Genomic DNA, 22,151 nt, shown 5'->3' on the forward strand with positions numbered 1-22,151 from the left:
ATGAAAAAAACTACTTTCCTACTCTTTTTTTTGTTATCAATAACCAGTTTTGCACAAATAAGCAAAACAGATTCAACTAAAAAAATAAATAAAAATACTGCGTCAGTTTCAAACATCCAGTTAATTTTTGGAAAAGTAGACAGCTCGAAACCATCGTGCCTACCAAATACCATACTTACAGTAGCCAACCCTTCTGGTTTTGGTTCTTATCAATGGTACTATGAAAACACGGCAATTCCATTGGCAACCACAAATAGCTACTCCCCAACTCAAGCAGGATATTATCATGTTACAGCAATACATTCTTCATCAGGAACAACTGAACACTCAAATGATGTTCCGGTAAGTATTTGTCCATTAGACACTGATAATGATGGAATAAATAACAATGTTGACGTAGATTTAGATAATGATGGAATTCACAATGGCTTCGAAGCTGGCGGCCCGCTTTTAAACCAATCTAATCCTCTTAGCGATTATCAGTATACAGGTTCCGTTACCGGAACAGGAACTATAGAAGGAAAACCCTATTACGGATTTGTTTCTGAAATTGCTGCCGGAAGAGCAGAATATGTAACTTATAATCTTCAATTGACTTCGCCAACAAATGTTAAATTACAAAATTTACCTATTGAAAATCAAGGAAGTATACAAATAGCAGATCCATCAGAATACTTAAATTCTACCGGAGACTTTATTGTTAAAGTTCCTTTAAATAGAACTTTGACAATTTTAAACCCAAATAATGTATTATTAATTGATACCAATTACGATGGAATGTATGAAAGCGGGGTTACAGAATTTTCGTCATTTGAGATCAGATTTAGATTAAATGGTACTACTCCATTAAAGCCAGGAATACCATTTTCTATTTCAAGTTATCTTACTGATTTTATTTCTTATACACATCACAATCTATCTGACACAAGTGCTAACAAAGCTTCTTTTGCATTTGTTTTACCGTATTTATTTGACAGGGATTCTGATGGAATTCCTGATTTATTGGATTTAGATAGCGACAATGACGGAATACCGGACCAAATTGAAATGCGAGGGAAAGATATCAGAATATATTCTGGTATAGATACAGATAAAAACGGATTAGATGACGCCTTTATGCCAATTTTTGCAGGCATAGATTCTGACAACGACAATGGGACTATAAGCCCTATTGACAGAGTAGATTTAGACAGTGATAATGACGGAATTTATGATTTAGTTGAATCAGGAAGCAATGCAGTCGATTCTAATAATGATGGTGTAATTGATGGAAGCCCTGCCTCTTTTGGCACTAATGGTTTGCATGATAGTCTGGAAACATTTCCTGACAGTGGAATTCTTAACTACACAATTGCAGATACTGACGGCGACGGAACATCAAATTATATTGATCTTGACAGTGATGGAGACTCTTGCAATGATGTAACCGATGCCGGATTTACAGATCCTAATAACGATGGCCAACTTGGTGACGCTCCAATATCATCTAATTCTAACGGTCTTGTTACAAGCAGAATCAATGGATACACAACTCCTGACCCTGCCTATTTAAGTGCAGCTAAAATTATAATAAACACACAGCCAGCAAATCAATCTAACTGTGAATTACAAAATGTAACATTTACAATTGCAACAAACCTGGTAGATAGTTATCAATGGCAATTATCTACAAATGGCACGCTTTGGACAAATATTTTAGATAATAGCAATTATTCCGGAAGCTTAACAAACGCTTTGCTGATAAAAAATCTTGCACTAAACATGCAAAATTATCAATATCGTGTAGCATTAAGTAAAAATGGAAATCTTTGCGGAATAACCTCAAATGCAGCAACTTTATCAGTGTTACCAATTCCGACAATAACATCCCCTGTCACCTTAATACAATGTGACGATACTGCTGGCGGATTATCAACTTTTAATTTAACAGAGAAGAATAATTTCTTGTCAACCAATTATAGAGATGAGTTATTTACGTATTACACTTCTGCTGCTGCTGCAAATACAAAAGATACTGCATTCCTCATCAACAACCCTATTAGCTATTCCAGTACATCCGGTTCAGTTTGGATAAGAGTCGAAAATTCGAACGGTTGTTTTTCAGTTGCCGAATTAAGTCTGATTGTATCAGTTACAAAAATACCTAACACTTTTAATCGCACTTTCTCAGTCTGCGATGACTACTTAGATCGTACAAATGATGATAAGGACGGAATTACATCATTTGATTTTACAAGTGTTACAAATGATTTAAAATCTATTTTACCCGCTCCGTCTTCATTATATTCTATTACCTATTATAAAACAGAAAGTGACGCTTTATCAGAAATAGATGAAATTACAAACACTTCTAATTACAGAAATATTGGGTCTCCAAATCAACAAAAAATATGGGTTCGAATTGAAAATATTTTAGACAATTCATGTTACGGGCTAGGAGAACATATCACACTTCAGGTACAACCATTGCCTAATATTGAAATCACTGATCCTAATATTAAAACAATTTGTTCTAATCTTTCTTCCTATTACGTGCAATTAGATGCTGGAATTCAAGACAGTACTCCAACTACGGATTATACTTATGTTTGGAAAAAAGAAGGAGCAATTTTGACTGGTAAAACATCATCAACTTTAGACGTAAACACTGAAGGACTTTATTCAGTAGAAGTAACTTCTATTTTTGGATGTTCCAGGATACGTGAGATAAAAGTTGTTTCTTCAAATACTGCACAAATAGAAAAAATTACTTTAAAAAATGTAATTCAAGGAAACATATTAACAGTCAATGCAACTGTGGAAGCAACGGGTCCCGGCAGTTATGAGTATAGCTTAGACACTTCAAATGGTCCTTTTCAAAATTTCAATCTTTTCGAGAATATTTCATCGGGAAACCATCAATTATTTGTCAAAGATAAAAATGGATGTGGAATTACCAGTAAACAAATAACTGTTCCAATTCAAATCGCTGCAGACTTCACCCACATTTTCTATAATTGTGATGATTATTTGGATAATGTAAACAATGATACTGACGGCATTTCGAATTTTGACTTTACTAGTATTAAAGATGATTTAATAGCACGTTTACCTGCGTCACTATATTCTATAAAATATTATCAAAATAAAAATGACGCTTTATTTGAAAAAAACGAAATCACAAACATTTCTAATTATAGAAACACCGGATCTCCTACGGACCAAAAAGTATGGGTAAGAATCCAAAACACCATTGATAATTTATGTTATGGACTTGGATCATTTGTTACCTTACATGTAACAGCTGTTCCTGATATTGATGCGAATGATAATCACAACGACGATCAATTGGTCTGCTCTAATCTATCATCATTTTTTGTAAAACTTAATGCCGGAATTAAAGATAGTAGTTCACCTAACGATTATGCATATATCTGGAAAAAGGACGGTGAAATTTTGAACAATGAAAAACAAGCAACATTGGATGTAAATACTGAAGGACTATATTCTGTAGAAGTTATCTCTCTTTCAGGTTGTAGTAAAATAAGAAATATAAAAGTATCATCTTCAAACTTAGCACAAATAAATAAAATTACGGTTAAAGAAACAGATGATTCAAATGCCAATACAATTATAGTAGAAACTACCGGTCCAGGCGACTATGAATATAGTTTAGATAATCAAAACGGACCATTTCAATCGTCAAATATTTTTGAGAATATACCATTAGGAATTCATGATGTATATGTAAATGACAAAAACGGATGTGGTATAATAAGTCAATCAATTGGTATTGTGGGTGCTCCAAAATTTTTCACACCAAATGCTGATGGTCATAATGATTATTGGAATGTTCTCGGTTTAAATACAGATATGAACAAAAATTCTATTGTTAACATATATGATCGATACGGAAAACTTATAAAAGAACTTCGACCTTCAGATTTGGGCTGGGATGGAACTTTTGCAGGAAACCTACTTCCTGCAGATGACTATTGGTATACAGCTAAATTTGAGAATGGCAAAGAAACAAAAGGACATTTTAGTTTAAAAAGATAAACTAACAAATTCCAAATAAAAAATTCCAAATTCTAATAATGAACTTAAAAAAAAATCCCAAACTCCTTAATTGGAATTTGGGATTTTAAATATTGAAAATTTAAATATTAGATTTTAAATCTTTTTCTATCAGTTTCAGTCAAATAAATTTTTCTCAAACGGATTGATTTAGGAGTAACCTCTACATATTCATCTTTTTGAATATACTCTAAAGCTTCTTCAAGAGAGAAAATAATTGGTGGAATAATTCTCGCTTTTTCATCATTTCCAGAAGAACGAACGTTAGATTGTTTTTTCTCTTTAGTTACGTTTACACACATATCATCACCACGAGAGTTTTCTCCAATTACCTGTCCTTCGTAAATTTCAGCATTTGGTTCAACAAAAAACTTACCACGATCTTGTAATTTATCGATAGAATAAGGAATAGCTTTTCCTTTTTCCATAGAAATCAATGAACCTTTGTTACGTCCGGCAATTTCTCCTTTGTAAGGTTCGTATCCTATAAAACGGTGTGCCATAATAGCTTCACCAGCTGTTGCAGTAAGTAATTGATTACGCAATCCAATAATTCCACGTGATGGAATATTAAATTTTACAATCATACGCTCCCCTTTAGTTTCCATAGAAAGCATTTCACCTTTACGCAAAGTAACGAACTCAACCGCTCTACCTGAAAGATTTTCTGGTAAGTCGATTGTTAATTCCTCAATTGGCTCACATTTTTTACCATCAATTTCTTTGATGATAACTTGTGGCTGACCGATTTGTAACTCATACCCTTCTCTTCTCATTGTTTCAATAAGAACAGATAAGTGAAGTACACCACGACCAAAAACCATGAATTTATCAGCAGAATCAGTTTCACCTAACTTCATAGCTAAGTTTTTCTCTAATTCTTTTGTCAAACGCTCTCTAATATGACGAGAAGTTACAAATTTACCCTCTTTACCAAAGAAAGGAGAGTCATTAATTGTAAACAACATACTCATAGTAGGTTCGTCGATATCAATCGTTTTTAAACCTTCAGGATTTTCAGAATCAGCAATAGTATCACCAATTTCAAAACCTTCAACTCCAATGATTGCACAAATATCTCCGGCAATAACTTCTTGCACTTTTTTACGACCAAGTCCTTCGAAAGTATGAAGTTCTTTGATACGAGATTTAGATATGGTACCATCTCTTTTTACTAATGAGATTGGCATACCTTCTTTAAGAACTCCTCTTTCCAAACGACCAATAGCAATACGACCTGTAAAGGCTGAGAAATCTAAAGAAGTAATTAACATTTGTGGTGTTCCTTCAGAAACTTTAGGAGCAGGTACATTTTCAACAACCATATCCAATAATGCTTCAACATTATCAGTTACGTTTTCCCAATGATCAGACATCCAGTTGTTTTTAGCAGAACCATAAACTGTTGGAAAATCCAACTGCCATTCTTCAGCACCTAATTCAAACATTAAGTCAAAAACTTTTTCGTGAACTTCTTCAGGAGTACAGTTTTCTTTGTCAACTTTATTAATAACTACACATGGCTTAAGACCTAAGTCAATAGCTTTTTGTAATACAAAACGAGTTTGTGGCATAGGACCCTCAAAAGCATCCACTAGCAAACATACACCATCGGCCATGTTCAATACACGTTCTACTTCACCTCCAAAATCGGCGTGGCCTGGAGTGTCAATAATATTGATTTTTGTTCCTTTATATTGAACTGATACGTTTTTAGAAGTAATAGTAATACCTCTCTCACGCTCTAAATCGTTATTATCAAGAATTAAATCACCTGTGTTTTCGTTGTCACGAAATAATTGACAGTGATACATAATTTTATCAACCAAAGTGGTTTTACCGTGATCGACGTGGGCAATAATTGCAATGTTTCTAATAGATTCCATCTGTGATTTTTAATGGGTGCAAAGGTACACTTTATTTTGATATAAAAAACGTTTCTTTGATAGTTTGCGTATATCCAAGTAATTAGTTCACTGACCAATGTAAATTTAAGTGTCAAATTGACAGCTAATAATTGCTAAATTATAGTTAATTTAACTATATTTGAGTAATGAAAAGTAAAACTCTCCAAATTACTCTAATTTATATTATCATTTCGTTATTTATGGCAATAATCTGTCATAAATTACTCACTAATTACTTTTCGCCCACAGAAAACTATAATCTATTCCTTATAAAGGATATTTTTTTCATATTAGCCACGGGACTGGTTTTCAAATACATACTTTCTAAGAACGAAGTCAGAAACAGATCTGTTTTTGAAAAATTAAAACAGACAAACGAAGAAATTAAAGAATCGAACGAAAAATATGACATTGTTGCTAAAGCAACAAGCGATACCATTTGGGATTGGAAAATACAAGAAGACAGCCTGAGCTGGAACAGAGGAATCGAAGGTGTTTTTGGATATAACCAAAAAGAAGTTGGCAAAACCTCAAAATGGTGGTTTGACAAAATTCATCCGGAAGACAGTATTCGAATGTCTATTAAATTATATTCGTTTATTGAGCAAAAAACAGAAAAGTGGCAGGATCAATATCGTTTCAGATGTGCCGACGGATCTTATAAATATGTTTTAGACAGAGGCTTTTTACTTAAAGATGAAAACGGGAGAGCCATCAGAATGATTGGAGCCATTCAGGATATCACAAAGCAAAAAGAAGAAGAACAGCGATTAAAACTTTTAGAAACAGTAATTACACAATCCAAAGATTCAATTTTAATCACAGAAGCAAATTCAGTAGATCGCAAAATTCCAAAGATTGTCTACGTAAACCCCGCATTTTCACAAATGTCAGGATATCAGTCTAATGAAATAATAGGAAAATCTCCAAACATTTTCAAAGGGCCAAAATCAGACTCCGACGAGTTAAAAAAACTTTTACGTGCTATTAAAAACGAAGAAGAATGCCTGATTGAAACCATTAGCTACACAAAACAAAAAGAAGAATATTGGGTTCGATTCTCAATGATCCCCATTTTTAATAACGAAGGCGTAATTTCACACTGGATCTCCATACAAAGAGACATTACAGATGAGAAAAAACTAGAAACAGAAAAAGAACATCTTATTCGCGAACTAACACAAAACAATAAGGATTTAAAACAGTTCTCCTACATTACATCACATAATTTGAGAGCCCCATTATCAAATTTAATCGGTCTTTTAAATCTAATAGAAGATATACCTGTTAATAATACTGAGCTTGAAGAAATCATTACAGGATTTACAAAATCAACACATTTATTAAACGAAACCATTAATGACCTCGTAAAAGTCATCATTATTAAAGACAACCCTTCAATGCAAAAAGAAGAAGTCTCTTTAAAAGAAGTATTCGAAAATGTATTTAGCCAACTATCATTTCAAATAGAACTGCACAAGCCAATTATCAAACTTAAATTCGACAGAGTTCCTTTATTAAACACAAACAAAGCTTACATAGAAAGCATTTTACTAAACTTACTAACGAATTCTATTAAATACAAATCAGAAAATAGAAAGTTAAAAATATCAATAATGGCCGAACAAATTGATCACAAAGCCATATTAACCTTTAAAGATAACGGAATCGGAATTGACCTTGAGCGAAATCGCGACAAAGTTTTTGGTCTTTATCAAAGATTTCATAATTATCCTGACAGTAAAGGATTAGGACTATATCTCGTAAAATCACAGGTCGAAACCATGGGCGGCACCATAAGCATCGACAGCGAAGTCAACAAAGGCACCACGTTTACAATAACATTTAAAAATTAACATCATGCTCGAGCAAATTCTATGCATTGACGACGACCCAATCACGTTAATGTTGTGCAAAAAAGTAATTTCAAAATCGGAATTTTCGAATGAAATTATTACCGCTCAAAATGGCGAAGAAGCACTTCTTCACTTTAATACCTTAAAATACACGAATAACAAAAACAAAGTAAATAAAAAACCTGAATTAATTTTTTTAGACTTAAACATGCCGGTAATGGGCGGTTGGGAATTCCTGGATCATTTTACCTCTGGAGATTATGCTGAATTTAACACCGCAAATGTCATCGTTTTATCTTCTACAATTGATCCTGAAGATTTAGCCAAAGCAAAAAAATACCCTATAATTATCGATTTCCTTTCAAAACCAATTACCCAACCAATGTTAGAATACCTTAAAAAGAAGATAGATATTTAAATATTCCAAATAAAAAAAAGCCAAATCCCAATACTCATTACGTACTGGGATTTGGCTTTTTTTATTTGGAATTTCACCCGGTTTTGTTCTAACAAAAAAAAGTCCTCTAAAAGAGGACTTTATATTTTTAGGAAATTGCAATTAATTACAATTTAGCAACATGTTTAGTTAATTTAGACTTCAAGTTAGAAGCTTTATTATCATGAATGATGTTCTTTTTAGCCAATTTATCAATCATAGATATTACAGTTGATAATTTAGAAGCAGCATCAGATTTTTCAGTAGCTAATCTTAATGCTTTAATAGCATTACGAGTAGTTTTATGTTGGTATCTGTTAAGAACTCTTCTTTTTTCGTTACTTCTGATTCTTTTTAATGCTGACTTATGATTTGCCATTTTCTTTTAATTTTAGATGTAATAATTATTATAAATACTAGTTAAAAAAGAAAAACCTCCCACAATTGCAAAACAATCACTTTGGTTTTAACTAATAAAACAAAAATCGAGACACCAACTTTTATTTTACAAAACTTATTTACAACTAATTCAGTAGTCTGTAAGGGAATCGAACCCCTGTTACCAGGACGAAAGCCTGGAGTCCTAACCCCTAGACGAACAGACCATATCCTTCTAAGTTTTTCTATATTTAAATAGAGGTATTATTGTAGCCCGTAGCGGAATCGAACCGCTCTTACATGGATGAAAACCATGCGTCCTAACCGATAGACGAACGGGCCATTTAATTCTCAGTATTTCAAGAACATTCGCAGTAAAAGTAGTAGCCCGTAGCGGAATCGAACCGCTCTTACATGGATGAAAACCATGCGTCCTAACCGATAGACGAACGGGCCTGCTTCTCTAATGCGGATGCAAAAATACAACTATTTTTAAGATGTACAATACCTGATGCAAAAAAAAAATAAAAATTTTTAATATGCCTTCGCAAATAACACTCTTTTTGCCGACGGATTCCCAGTAAGCACACAGATTCCTGCCTCTTCTTTACTATCCAAAGGAACACAACGAATTGTCGCTTTTGTCAAGTCTTTTATTTTCTCTTCAGTAGCAGCTGTACCGTCCCAATGAGCCGATACAAACCCTGCTTTACCATCTAAAATTTCCTTAAATTCCTCAAAACTATTTACTTCCGTTATGTGTGTATTACGATAGTCCAATGCTTTATTAAATAAATCAGCCTGAATCTGTTCTAACAAGTCATTTATATAAGTAACGATTCCATCTGCCGAAACGACTTCTTTTGTCAATGTATCTCGTCTTGCAACCTCAAAAGTTCCATTTTCTAAATCTTTTGGACCAACCGCAATTCTAACAGGTACACCTTTCAATTCCCATTCAGCAAATTTGAATCCTGGTTTTTGAGTAGTTCTGTCATCATATTTAACAGAGATTTTTAACTTTCTTAGCTTCGCAGTTAAATCATTAACAGCAGTTGTAATTTCAGCTAATTGCTCATCTGTTTTATAAATAGGAACAATTACAACTTGTATAGGTGCTAAATTAGGAGGCAAGACTAACCCCTGATCATCAGAATGCGTCATAACCAAAGCCCCCATTAATCGAGTTGAAACTCCCCATGAAGTTCCCCAAACATGCTCTTGCTTTCCTTCGGCATTCGCAAACTTCACATCAAAAGCTTTTGCGAAATTTTGTCCTAAAAAGTGAGAAGTACCTGCCTGCAGTGCTTTTCCGTCCTGCATCAAAGCTTCGATACAATAAGTTTCATCTGCACCTGCAAAACGTTCTGTCTCCGTTTTTATACCTTTTACAACCGGAATTGCCATGAAGTTCTCCACAAAATCAGCATAAACATTCATCATTTTTTCAGACTCTTCTACAGCTTCCGCTTTTGTAGCGTGAGCAGTATGCCCTTCCTGCCATAAAAATTCTGCAGTTCTCAAAAACAAACGTGTACGCATTTCCCAACGCACAACATTAGCCCATTGATTAATCAACAAAGGCAAATCTCTATAAGACTGAACCCATCCTTTATAGGTAGACCAGATAATCGCCTCACTAGTTGGACGAACAATTAGTTCTTCCTCCAATTTAGCATTAGGATCAACCATTAATTTTCCGGGTTTATCCGGATCATTCTTTAATCTATAATGTGTTACGATTGCACACTCTTTTGCAAATCCTTCTGCATTTTTCTCTTCCGCTTCAAACATGCTTTTCGGCACGAACAAAGGAAAGTATGCATTTTGATGTCCTGTCTCTTTAAACATTCGATCTAACTCCGCCTGCATTTTTTCCCAAATGGCATATCCGTACGGTTTAATAACCATACATCCTCTAACTCCTGAATTTTCAGCTAAATCTGCTTTAACAACCAGTTCGTTATACCATTTCGAATAATCTTCTGATCTTGTAGTGAGGTTCTTACTCATATTGAATAGTTTGGCACAAATTTTGTTTTAATAATTTTAACTAAATAGTTTGACAAAACTAACTATTTTTGTAATGTGCAACAATAAAAAACACCACAGAAATGAAAACTTCTACTTCTCTCCGCCAAAACTCAAGTCATTTTTACTTAATTGGATTATTGAGTTTTCTACTTGCATCGTGTGGTTCTTACCAAAATTCATCTTATCAGGACAATGATGGTGTTTATGGTGGTTCGACAAGAACATACGTACAAACAACCAATTCTGCTAACAGCCAATATAAAGATTATTTCAAATCATTACAGGACACTAACGACCAGCCTACAGAAATATTTACAGATGTAGACAGTTATGGTAATTATGCAGACAGCACTCAAACTGAAGCAAAAGCTTATCCGGCATGGGGAAGCGCGACTTCAGATGTATCTGTAACCGTTTATTCTGATCCAATGTGGTCATGGGGAATCGGTTTCGGTTGGGGATATCCATATTATGGATATGGTTACGGTTACGGATGGGGTTATCCTTACTACGGATGGGGTTACCCGGGTTATTATCCAGGATGGGGCTACCCAGGTTATGGTTATGGCTATAACAACTACGCATATAGCTACGGAAGAAGAGGTTCTGCAGCTTACTACGGATCAAGAGGATATTCTACAAGAGGTTCTTATAATAGTACTGGAAGAAATTATGCTGGCAGAGGAAACTATACTACAAACAGAAGTGGTTACACTAACAGAAGCACAAATTATTCTGACTTTAGAAGAAGTTCTAACGTAAACGGAAGAAGTTATTCCAGCCCAACTTTTACAAACAGAAGAAGTACAGCAGATGGTCAAAATAACGGCTATAACTATAACAGATCTGGTTCAACACCTACAAACAGAAGCTACAACAACGCAAACAGCAATTCTTCAAGATCATACTCCCCTAGTCCATCACGTTCAATGAATAGTGGCGGCGGAAGCATGAGATCATCTGGCGGAGGATCGTATAGCGGCGGTGGTGGCGGTGGCGGAAGATCTTACGGTGGCGGAGGCGGTGGCGGAAGACGATAAATCTTCTTTCACTAATCGATAACTCACATAAAACTTAACCACATGAAAAAAATACTTTTCCTTTTTATTACAGGACTAACATTTAGCGTCTCACATTCTCAGGAAGTATCAGATGCCGTTCGCTACGCACAAGACAATTTAACCGGAACTGCCAGATTTAGAGCAATGGGCGGTGCCTTTGGAGCTGTTGGAGGAGATTTATCTGCTTTGGCTGTTAATCCTGCCGGTTCTGCAATATTCAACAACAATCAGGTTGGAATAAGTTTTAGCAATCAAAGCATTAAAAATAATTCCAACTATTTTGGAACTCAAACTAGCGAAAAAGAAAACTCTTTTATACTAAATCAGGCCGGTGCTGTTTTTGTTTTTAACAACCCAAACAACAACTGGAGAAAAATTGCTATTGGAGGAACTTATGAAAATACCAATAATTTTAATGATCAGATTTTTTCAGCAGGAACAAATCCGAGAAACTCAGTTGATCAGTACTTTTTGACTTATGCAAATGGAATTCCATTAAATGTAATTGACGGATTAGAGTACAGAGACTTATTATACAATCAACAGCAAGCACATTTAGGATACTGGGGACATGTCATTGATCCTGTTAATGAAAACGATCCAAATAACACACAATATACTTCTAATGTCCCTGCCGGTGGAAATTATTATCAGGAAAACGAAATTTATACTAGCGGATATAATAGTAAAGCAAGTTTCAATATTGCTACATCCTACAAAGACAGAATTTATTTTGGTGCAAACTTAAATGTCCACGTTACAGACTACAGAAGATCCAGCAGCTTTTACGAAGACAACAGCAATCCATTAGAACCAACAGAAACCATATCAAATTTACGTTTTAACAACAATCTTTATACGTACGGAAATGGATTTTCATTTCAATTGGGTGCGATTGGCAAAGTTACAGAGGCCTTCAGAGTTGGTATCGCTTACGAATCTAATACATGGTACGAACTTTACGACGAAACTTCCCAAAGCCTACAAACTACAAGACAAGCCAACGGAGCAGAACCTATTAACGAGAATATCAATCCAAATGTTGTAAATGTTTATGAATCTTATACTTTACAGACTCCTGCAAAATGGACTTTTAGTGGTGCTTTAGTATTTGGAAAATCGGGTTTGATCAGTGTTGATTACGCGATTAAAGATTATTCAAACACAAAATACAAACCAACAAGCGATCCAGGCTTCAGCGGATTAAATAGCGACATAAGCAATCAACTAACAACTAATGGTGAATTAAGAATTGGTGGTGAGTACAAAATAAACCGATTAAGCCTTAGAGGCGGTTACCGATTTGAAGGAAGCCCTTATAAAAACGGATCAACCATTGGGGATTTAAACAGTTATTCCGGAGGTTTAGGTTATAGCTTCGGAGCTACTAAACTAGACTTGGCTTATTCTTATTTAGAAAGAAAATCAAATCAGGGATTTTTTGCCACCGGATTTACTGATGGAGCAAATATTTCATCGAAACTTAATAATGTTTCTTTGACTTTATTATTTGAATTGTAATTAAATTAAAATAGATTAATTTGAAATTTCCGTCAGGTTCTACTTGGCGGATTTTTTTTTTCCACAATGAAGGACTTTTTTTATTCTCATTACAATTAGGAAAAGCACAGCAGATCTAAAAAATTCAGGAGATCGCCATCATAAAAATCAGCTAAAAGAAACCGAAACAAGTGGTGTTTGAATAAAAAAGTGTAATTTTGCACTCCAATTTATAAAAGTATGAGAACCAAGTCTTTAAAAAAGAACAAAATTAACGTAATCACTCTTGGGTGTTCGAAGAATGTATATGACAGTGAAGTATTGATGGGACAACTTCGTGCCAATGGCAAAGAAGTACAACATGAAGCGCCTGCAGCCGAAGAAGGAAACATCATCGTAATCAACACTTGTGGTTTTATTGATAACGCCAAAGCCGAATCAGTAAATATGATTTTGGAATATGCAGATAAAAAAGACAAAGGTTTAGTTGATAAAGTTTTTGTAACCGGATGTTTATCTGAACGTTACAGACCAGATTTAGAAAAAGAAATTCCCAACGTCGATCAATATTTTGGTACAACTGAGTTACCTCAACTATTGAAAGCTTTAGGAGCCGATTATAAACATGAATTACTAGGAGAACGTTTAACTACTACTCCTAAAAATTATGCTTATTTAAAAATTGCCGAAGGCTGCGACAGACCTTGTAGTTTTTGTGCGATTCCGTTAATGCGTGGAAAACATGTTTCGCAAACTATTGAAAAATTAGTTAAAGAAACAGAAGGTTTAGCTAAAAACGGTGTAAAAGAATTAATCTTAATTGCTCAGGACTTAACTTATTACGGTCTTGACATTTATAAAAAGAGAAATCTTGCAGAACTTTTAGAAGCATTGGTAAAAGTTGAAGGAATTGAGTGGATTCGATTGCATTATGCCTTCCCTTCCGGTTTCCCAATGGATGTTCTTGAAGTTATGAAACGCGAACCTAAGATTTGTAACTACATTGATATACCGTTGCAACATATTTCAGATTCTATTTTGAAGTCTATGCGTCGTGGTACTACACAGGCAAAAACAACGCAATTATTAAAAGATTTCCGTGCGGCAGTTCCGGGAATGGCCATCAGAACGACTTTAATCGTTGGTTATCCGGGAGAAACACAGGAAGATTTTGAAATTCTGAAAGACTTTGTTCAGGAAATGAAATTTGACAGAATGGGATGTTTTGCTTATTCTCATGAAGAAAACACACACGCTTATTTATTGGAAGACGATGTTCCGGATGATGTAAAACAAGCCAGAGCGAATGAAATCATGGAATTACAATCTCAAATTTCATGGGATTTAAATCAGGAGAAAGTTGGACAAGTTTACAAATGTATTATTGACAGAAAAGAAGGCGCACACTTTGTAGGAAGAACAGAGTTTGATAGTCCGGACGTAGACAATGAAGTTTTGATTGATGCCTCGAAGCATTATGTAAAAACAGGAGAATTTGTTAATATAAGAATAATAGAAGCAACAGAATTTGATTTATACGGAGAACCTGCTTAAATTTACGCTAAACTATTATCAATTTTAGATAAAAACATTTTTATGAAACCTACACACACACTTTTTATTTTGGTTTTCACTTTATTCTGTTTCAATTCTGTTTCTGCACAATATGGAAACGGATACAATAATGGCTATGGTGGTGGTGGCTATGGTAGTGGTGGAGGTTACGGAAGAGGGGGCGGAATGGGAATGGACAGAAGCATGATGGCAGGACCACAAGCCAACACTAGCAAACCCAAAGAAATACCTGCCGAAGAAACAGCAGCTAAAATTGTTGAGCAAATGAGACCAGAGGTAAAGCTTGATGACTTGCAAGCTATTGCAATTACAAATGTTATTGCTGACAGTATGAGAGAGCAAGGTGTTCTTTTAAAAAATGAAAACAGCAGTCAGGATCAAAAGATTGAGCAAATTACTGCGTTGAGAGAAAGCACAACTAAAAAAATTACTGCTTTTTTAAATCCTGATCAAATAGAAAAGTACACTACTTTTATGGCTAATTTCAAAGAGATCAAGAAACCATCAAAAAACAAAAAGAAAAAAGATTCTGATACAAAAGAAGTAAAAGAAGAAACTGACGCAACAAAAGTTCACGAATAATTGTTTTTAACCTAATCCTAAAATGTAACTAACCATGGCGAAAAAACATTTTTATTATTTGATTTTAGCAATTATAATAACTTCTTGCTCAACAAATCCTTATAAATCTACAGAAAAAGCCTACGACCAACAGCTTAAAACGTTAGAAAGTCAAATTACAAGCAAAGAAGCTAAACCAATTCCGGCTGTTAGTCCGGTTATTATTGATACTTCCTATGCTTCTCAATTGGGAATTGTAAAAGATACTTTATCAAAAACAGGTTCAACTGCTTTATTAAATGGAATTAATACAGAATGGATTGGAACGGTTAATTTCAACCTAAGAAAGCCAAGCTTTATTATTATTCACCATACGGCACAAGACTCTGTACAACAAACTATAAGTACTTTTACCAAAACAAAAACACAAGTAAGTGCTCACTACATAATTTCTGAAAACGGAAAAGTAGTTCAAATGCTAAACGATTATTTACGAGCCTGGCATGCAGGCGCATCTACTTGGGGTAAAAACACAGATTTAAACTCCTGCTCTATTGGTATTGAACTTGATAACAATGGTTTTAAACCTTTTACAGAAGCACAAATTAGTAGTTTAGTAGCACTTTTAACAAAACTAAAAAAGGATTATAATATTCCTACTCAAAATATTCTGGGACATTCTGATATTGCTCCAGGAAGAAAACAAGATCCTAGTGCTTTATTCCCCTGGAAAACTTTAGCAGAAAAAGGATTTGGAATCTGGCCAGATCAGGTTTTAGAAGAAGCTCCTTTTGATTTCAAAATTGAACCCGCTTTGCGTATTATTGGTTACAACACCAAGAATCTTTCAGCTGCAATTCAGGCTTTTAAATTACACTATATCCAAACAGATACCACATCTGTTTTAGATCGAAAAACAATAGATACTATTTATTCGATTTACAAAAAGCAAATTCAATAAAAAATAAAATTCTAAAATACAAAATGCGTTTCTAAATAATTAGAAACGCATTTTTTTTATAAAAGGTTGTCATGAATTTCACGAATCAGCACGAATTAAATATTGATACTTGGTCAAGAATAAAAGATTAAAAAATCCATCCCTTTATTCCACTTCAAATCATATACTTTACGAATTAAAACCGAAACATATAAATACATTAAACTAAAAAATTAGATAAAACCAGTAGAATTCCTGGTAACAAAAACAATGCAAATACTCTTTTAATTCCCGTAATGTGGGCAAATAATCAGGCAGAAACTTCCAATAAAAAAGCTGCCAAAACATTTACATGTCTTGACAGCTCCAAAAAAAAAAAAAAATATCAATCTTTATCTCTAGAAAGAGTATGTTGTTGCAATTAGTCCAAAGAAAGATCCTCCTGTTGGGTTAGCATCACTATCTAAAAAGATATCTTCTGATGCAGCATCGTATCTAAACTCAGGAATAATTGTTAATTTTCCAACTTTATAATTTAATGAAACTGTATTTGCAAATACATTAGATCCTGTCAATGTTCCTAAACTTGGAGCAGCATCTTTAGCATCAAAATATTCCATTCTGTAAGCCAATAACAATGAAGGACTGAATGAATAATTAGCATATCCTACTAATGAAAACCAATCACCATCTAAAGTACTGTCAAAATCGTTTGCCGTTTTAGCATAAGTAGCATTAAATCCAAGAGCAAAACTGTCGCTTATTGTTTTAGAAGCTACAAGGTCAAACTGTGTTTTATTCTCATCAAATGCAGGATTAGCACTTCCTGATGTAAAGTTTAAATACACACTACCTGTTTCACCAATATATCCTAATTGCCCTATGTAGGTTTTTTGAGAAGAACCAGCATCCATGGCTGATTTAAAATCAGTTGGATTTGTTATACCAAACATAGCGGTAAACTTCCCTGAAGTATATTGTGCTTTTACCCCAGTATTAAAGAATGGCCCATAAGAGAATGCGTATGACATACTGTAGTTTTTATTACCAACGGCATCAAGTACTTCATAACCAATATGAGTTCCAAAACTTCCTGCAACTAATTTAAATTTTTCTGTAAGTTGGTAGGTAAAAAATAATTGTTTAATTAAAAATTTTGCATTTATATCTTTATCTGTTGTTTCATTATATGAAAATTCCCCTGCTCTTTTTCCGAATCCTAAATCTACAAATACAGATGCTTTTCCGAAAGTATGACCTGCATTAATAGATGCCATTCCTAGTTCAAATGAATCTTGTGAGTTGGTAAAGCTCGTTAATCCATTCATTTGTTTTGAAAAATCATATTTATAATAAGCATCTGCAGATCCTCCCCAAGTGGTTGCTGGCGGAGTTGCTGCTTCAGTATCATCTTGGGCAAATGCAAAAGAACTCGTTAACATCGCGGCTAAAATGTGTAATACTTTTTTCATGTTTTAATTGGTTTTTAGTTATTAATTGATTCTGGTTAGTTAATCTTTTATATATGTATATTCTACTATAAGTCTCTTCTATAACCTCTAATCTCCCCTTAAAACCTCATCATTTTCATTAGCGAATTTATTAACTTTTGCATGAGTAGAAGAACTGAAATCTATTTTTTTGACGTTTTACAAGCAGAATTATGGATTACAAAAATTAAATTAACAATAATCGTTATTTGACATTAATACTGAATTAATTTTGAAAAATCCCTAACGTAATTTTAGTAAAAATCAGAAAATTTTTAGGGTTAACAACAAAAATACAACTACAAACAACCAAAAATAGACCACAAAACGTCATAAAAAATTAATACCCCTATTAAAAACAGGGGGTATTTAATTAATTGATGAAAAATCAAACAATAAACCGGAAATAGTAAAACGAACATCAAAAATCATCTTTAAAAATTAAAATTCCTACAAAAATATACCTTTAAAAACACGCGCACTGGCTTTAAACGCTCAATATAATTTTTAAACTAAAAACAAAAAGTTTTACAATTAAAACAAGAGAGCCTGTTCAAAAAATGAACAGGCTCTTCTTAAGCGGAACTATAACAATCTAAGCTTGTGAATTATGTTTTTTAAACTTTACGAACTTGTATTCCGGATTATTTTAAATCTTCTTCTTTCCTTTTTTCTTCATATTGAGCAGATTTTTAAGTATTCAGACAATTAACTTTTAGCCAATTTTCCGAAGCCGAATCACTGAAAGCTCTCATATTGTATTGGGATATGTAGTGACCTTTTATATAATCCATCAAAATTATCTTTGAAAAATAGAATTATCATTTTTAATATTACAGTCTTTTACTACTTTAAAAATTTAGTTGAAACAATATTAAGCTAAAGATTGAAAAAGTGCCCGTTTTATAATACATTTATCATTATTACGTTCCTTTTCCAGAACAAGTAAACGAAAAAAAGTAGTTGAATTATTGTGAAAGCATTAAATAACAAGCCTTAAATTAAAACGTATAAAAAGAACCCAATGCATGACAAAATTAGTTTAAAAGAAAAAGTAGGCTACGGTCTTGGGGATGCAGCATCATCCATGTTCTGGAAAATCTTCAGCATGTACCTTCTCTTTTTCTATACCGATGTTTTTGGATTGGCACCTGCTGTCGTAGGAACCATGTTTTTAATTACCCGAATTTGGGATTCGTGCTTTGATCCAATTGTTGGAATCATTGCCGACAGAACCAAAACTAAATGGGGAAAATTTAGACCCTATTTATTGTGGGTTGCCGTGCCCTTTGCTGTAATTGGAGTTTTAACTTTTTACACACCAAATTTTGATGCAAAAGGAAAAATAATATATGCTTACGTTACTTATTCTTTAATGATGATGATTTACTCGTTAATCAACGTGCCATATGCCTCACTTTTAGGCGTAATGTCGTCTGACAGAAAAATAAGAAATACCTTGTCCTCTTACCGAATGGTTTTTGCTTTTGGCGGAAGTTTATTAGCCCTTTGGTTAATTGAACCTCTTGTAAATTATTTCGGCGGAAGCCTAAATTCTAAATCAGGCTGGCTGGCAACAATTGCCGTTTTCGGTGTGATTACAACTGTCTTTTTTTGGGCTTGCTTTTTCTTTACTAAAGAAAGAGTGAAACCAATTTCTGATGAACAATCAAACTTAAAAGAAGATTTAAAAGACTTATTAAAAAATAAACCATGGTGGATTTTGCTTGCAGCGGGAATTGGCACTTTAGTTTTTAACTCAATTCGTGATGGTGCAGCGGTATATTACTTTAAATATTATGTTAGCAATACTATAAACTTTAATTTCAGTTTATTCGGAACTGATTTCCATATGACGCCAACTTCAATTTATTTTGTTTTGGGTCAGGCCGCCAATATCATCGGAGTAATTATTGCTACGCCGATTGCCAATAAAATCGGAAAAAAGAAAACTTTTCTTGGTGCTATGGCATTGGCGGCGGTTTTGAGTTTAATTTTCTATTTCTTCGGAAAAGAAGACATTTTCTTAATCTTAAGTTTTCAGGTTTTAATAAGTATTTGCGCGGGCTGTGTTTTTCCACTAATATGGTCCATGTACGCTGACAGCGCTGATTATTCAGAATGGAAACAAGGACGAAGAGCAACTGGATTAGTATTTTCTGCTTCCTCAATGTCACAAAAATTTGGCTGGACCATTGGAGGTGCCGGAGCAGGATGGCTTTTAGGTTATTATGGTTTTCAGGCCAATGTGGAACAAACTGCAGTTGCCCAAAACGGAATCCAATTAATGTTAAGTATCCTTCCTGCAATCGCAGCTTTTATATCTGTAGTTTTTATTTTGTTCTACCCCTTATCTGAGGAAAAATTACAAATCATAGAACAAGATTTATACGAAAAAAGAAACCATACCCATTAATTAAGAATATAGAAATAGATTCAAAAAGGCAACAATAACTACTTTTAATCTATAACTTAGACCGACGACCGTGGATCGCTACGATTATGTGCATAATAATATTGTTAGGCTAAAATTTTCTCAATCGCAGTCAATTCATCTGTTGTAAACTCCGTATTTTGCAGACAATCAATATTGTTACATAATTGTTTCACAGAACTTGCGCCAATTAAAACCGATGTAATTCGTTTGTCTTTTTGAAGCCAGGCCAAAGCCAATTGTGCCAAAGACTGATTTCTATTCTTCGCTATTTCATTCAGTTGCACTAATTTCTGAATTCTCTCTGCAGTAACTTCATTTTCTTTCAAATGTCCATTCGGATTATGCGCTCTTGAGTTTTCCGGAATTCCGTTCAGGTATTTATCGGTCAATAATCCTTGTGCTAAAGGCGAAAAGGCGATACACCCTACTCCTTTTTCTTCCAGAACATCTAATAAACCATTCTCCACCCAACGTTCCAACATTGAATATTTGGCTTGGTGAATCAAACAAGGTGTCCCCAATTGTTTTAGAACATCAACCGCGACACGAGTCTGTTCTGCTGAATAATTACTGATACCTACATATAAAGCTTTTCCGCTTCTTACTGCGTAATCTAAAGCCATCATCGTTTCTTCAATCGGAGTTTCGGGATCTGGACGGTGTGAATAGAAAACATCAACATAATCGACTTTCATTCTTTTCAAACTTTGGTCTAAACTTGAAAGCAAATATTTACGTGAACCCCAATCTCCGTATGGTCCGTCCCACATCGTGTAACCGGCTTTGGTAGAAATAATGATTTCATCACGCAAATTTCCCTGAAAATTATGCCACAGGATTTTACCAAAATTAGTTTCCGCAGAACCCGGAACCGGTCCGTAATTATTAGCCAGATCAAAATGCGTAATTCCTTTATCAAAAGCTTCTACAGCGATACTTTCGGCATTGTCAAAATTATCTACTGATCCGAAGTTATGCCATAATCCTAAAGAAATTTCAGGCAACAATAACCCGCTTTTTCCACATCTGTTATATTTCATTATTTTAGTTTAAGGTTGTAGTTTAATAGGTTTTAAAAATACAAAAAACTCTCGAAGTTTTGCAACAAAGACACTAAGACACAAAGTTTTTTTAAAAAATCTCTCGTAGAGATAAAAAAAGAAATCGCCACGAATTCACGAATTTTCAAATAATTCATTCGTGAATTCGTGGCAAAAAACCTTTTATTTCAAAAATTTTGAGCAAAAAACAAACCTGATTATTTTAAATTTCAAATAGAACTTAATTTTTGTAAATTTGTTTAAATAATAAAATTATGGAAAATAACTGGCAAAATTTAATTTCAATCAACCCTGATACGAGATTTGGAAAACCTGTTATTACAGGGACACGGATTTGTGTTTCAGATATTCTTTCGTGGCTTTCGACAGGAATGTCTTTTGAAGAAATTATCGAAGATTTTCCTGAATTAAAGAAAGAACATATTCTTGCTGCTTTAGCTTTTGCTGCAAATAGAGAAAATATTACCAAAATAATTGCAGCGTAATGAAGTTACTCCTGGATGCAAATATTTCATGGAGAATAGTAAAACTTATTGAAAATGATTTTTCAGATTGTTCTCATGCCAATGAAATCAAGGTAAATTAACCAGCAAAAGATATTGAAATTTGGGAATTTGCTAAGCAAAATAATTTTACAATTCTTACACACGACGATGATTTTGAAAAATTATTACTTTTAAAAGGAGCTCCGCCAAAAGTAATAATTTAAAAACCTTCAATAAAAACACCAAACAAATTGCTGAAATTCTGATTTCAAAAAAGGAGATCATTGAATCATTTATTTTGAATGATGACTTACTGATTTTAGAGATTTATTAATTTAAAAAAGAAATCGCCACGAATTCACGAATTTTCAAAT

At 33.8% G+C, this 22,151-nt stretch carries 15 protein-coding genes, 3 tRNA genes and 1 pseudogene; 11 read left to right on the plus strand and 8 right to left on the minus strand.

Annotation, left to right across the window (positions count from 1 at the left end; all coding sequences use genetic code 11):
• The gene (locus B0A65_RS15540) at positions 1-4,038 is read left to right on the plus strand and encodes a T9SS type B sorting domain-containing protein (protein ID WP_074659092.1); all 4,038 of its coding nucleotides are present in this window, start codon (positions 1-3) and stop codon (positions 4,036-4,038) included.
• Positions 4,039-4,145: 107 nt separating this feature from the next.
• Here the strand turns inward: B0A65_RS15540 and typA are convergent, their stop codons facing one another.
• Positions 4,146-5,942 carry a translational GTPase TypA gene (gene typA / locus B0A65_RS15545; protein ID WP_074659093.1) on the minus strand — a complete coding sequence of 599 codons (1,797 nt, stop codon included), beginning with the start codon at positions 5,940-5,942 and terminating at the stop codon, positions 4,146-4,148.
• Positions 5,943-6,109: 167 nt separating this feature from the next.
• On the opposite strand from typA, the gene B0A65_RS15550 reads away from it, so the two are divergent.
• Positions 6,110-7,819, plus strand: a complete 1,710-nt coding sequence (locus B0A65_RS15550; protein WP_074659094.1) for a PAS domain-containing sensor histidine kinase — start codon at positions 6,110-6,112, stop codon at positions 7,817-7,819.
• Between the two features lie 4 nt (positions 7,820-7,823).
• Positions 7,824-8,237 carry a response regulator gene (locus tag B0A65_RS15555; protein ID WP_074659095.1) on the plus strand — a complete coding sequence of 138 codons (414 nt, stop codon included), beginning with the start codon at positions 7,824-7,826 and terminating at the stop codon, positions 8,235-8,237.
• 145 nt (positions 8,238-8,382) lie between these two features.
• Here the strand turns inward: B0A65_RS15555 and rpsT are convergent, their stop codons facing one another.
• The 5 genes from rpsT to proS all read right to left on the minus strand — a co-directional run bounded on the left by rpsT (position 8,383) and on the right by proS (position 10,646).
• Complete coding sequence (gene rpsT, locus B0A65_RS15560) at positions 8,383-8,634, minus strand: 30S ribosomal protein S20 (RefSeq protein WP_007803459.1); 252 nt, start codon at positions 8,632-8,634, stop codon at positions 8,383-8,385.
• Between the two features lie 154 nt (positions 8,635-8,788).
• Positions 8,789-8,860: transfer RNA gene (locus tag B0A65_RS15565), tRNA-Glu, on the minus strand.
• Between the two features lie 43 nt (positions 8,861-8,903).
• Positions 8,904-8,975 (minus strand) — tRNA-Glu (locus B0A65_RS15570).
• Between the two features lie 42 nt (positions 8,976-9,017).
• Positions 9,018-9,089 (minus strand) — tRNA-Glu (locus tag B0A65_RS15575).
• Between the two features lie 78 nt (positions 9,090-9,167).
• A complete protein-coding gene (gene proS, locus B0A65_RS15580; protein ID WP_074659096.1) occupies positions 9,168-10,646 on the minus strand; it encodes a proline--tRNA ligase in 1,479 nt (492 codons plus the stop codon).
• A 101-nt stretch (positions 10,647-10,747) separates the two neighbouring features.
• Between proS and B0A65_RS15585 the strand changes: the two genes are divergently transcribed.
• The 5 genes from B0A65_RS15585 to B0A65_RS15605 all read left to right on the plus strand — a co-directional run bounded on the left by B0A65_RS15585 (position 10,748) and on the right by B0A65_RS15605 (position 16,325).
• Complete coding sequence (locus B0A65_RS15585; RefSeq protein WP_074659097.1) at positions 10,748-11,707, plus strand: hypothetical protein; 960 nt, start codon at positions 10,748-10,750, stop codon at positions 11,705-11,707.
• Positions 11,708-11,749: 42 nt separating this feature from the next.
• On the plus strand, positions 11,750-13,249 hold the full coding sequence (locus tag B0A65_RS15590) for an OmpP1/FadL family transporter (protein WP_074659098.1): 1,500 nt from the start codon (positions 11,750-11,752) through the stop codon (positions 13,247-13,249).
• Positions 13,250-13,468: 219 nt separating this feature from the next.
• Positions 13,469-14,782, plus strand: a complete 1,314-nt coding sequence (gene rimO, locus B0A65_RS15595; RefSeq protein ID WP_074659099.1) for a 30S ribosomal protein S12 methylthiotransferase RimO — start codon at positions 13,469-13,471, stop codon at positions 14,780-14,782.
• 42 nt (positions 14,783-14,824) lie between these two features.
• On the plus strand, positions 14,825-15,385 hold the full coding sequence (locus B0A65_RS15600; protein ID WP_074659100.1) for a hypothetical protein: 561 nt from the start codon (positions 14,825-14,827) through the stop codon (positions 15,383-15,385).
• 34 nt (positions 15,386-15,419) lie between these two features.
• Complete coding sequence (locus B0A65_RS15605; protein ID WP_074659101.1) at positions 15,420-16,325, plus strand: N-acetylmuramoyl-L-alanine amidase; 906 nt, start codon at positions 15,420-15,422, stop codon at positions 16,323-16,325.
• A 377-nt stretch (positions 16,326-16,702) separates the two neighbouring features.
• Here the strand turns inward: B0A65_RS15605 and B0A65_RS15610 are convergent, their stop codons facing one another.
• Complete coding sequence (locus B0A65_RS15610) at positions 16,703-17,776, minus strand: outer membrane beta-barrel protein (RefSeq protein WP_074659102.1); 1,074 nt, start codon at positions 17,774-17,776, stop codon at positions 16,703-16,705.
• 1,042 nt (positions 17,777-18,818) lie between these two features.
• Here B0A65_RS15610 and B0A65_RS15615 point away from each other — a divergent pair.
• Entirely contained in the window at positions 18,819-20,210 is a 1,392-nt protein-coding gene (locus B0A65_RS15615; RefSeq protein ID WP_074659103.1) for an MFS transporter, read from the plus strand.
• Between the two features lie 104 nt (positions 20,211-20,314).
• On the opposite strand, the gene B0A65_RS15620 is transcribed toward B0A65_RS15615, so the two are convergent.
• On the minus strand, positions 20,315-21,271 hold the full coding sequence (locus tag B0A65_RS15620) for an aldo/keto reductase (RefSeq protein WP_074659104.1): 957 nt from the start codon (positions 21,269-21,271) through the stop codon (positions 20,315-20,317).
• Between the two features lie 275 nt (positions 21,272-21,546).
• Here B0A65_RS15620 and B0A65_RS15625 point away from each other — a divergent pair, with 275 nt between their 5' ends.
• Together B0A65_RS15625 and B0A65_RS23695 are read left to right on the plus strand one after the other, a co-directional pair.
• Entirely contained in the window at positions 21,547-21,777 is a 231-nt protein-coding gene (locus B0A65_RS15625) for a DUF433 domain-containing protein (protein ID WP_074659105.1), read from the plus strand.
• Positions 21,777-22,001, plus strand: a pseudogene (locus B0A65_RS23695) (DUF5615 family PIN-like protein). The gene B0A65_RS15625 and the pseudogene B0A65_RS23695 overlap by 1 nt, the downstream one beginning before the upstream one ends.
• Positions 22,002-22,151: the final 150 nt, after the last annotated feature.

The organism is Flavobacterium frigidimaris, assembly GCF_002217275.1.
GTDB classification, from domain to species: Bacteria; Bacteroidota; Bacteroidia; order Flavobacteriales; family Flavobacteriaceae; genus Flavobacterium; species Flavobacterium aquidurense.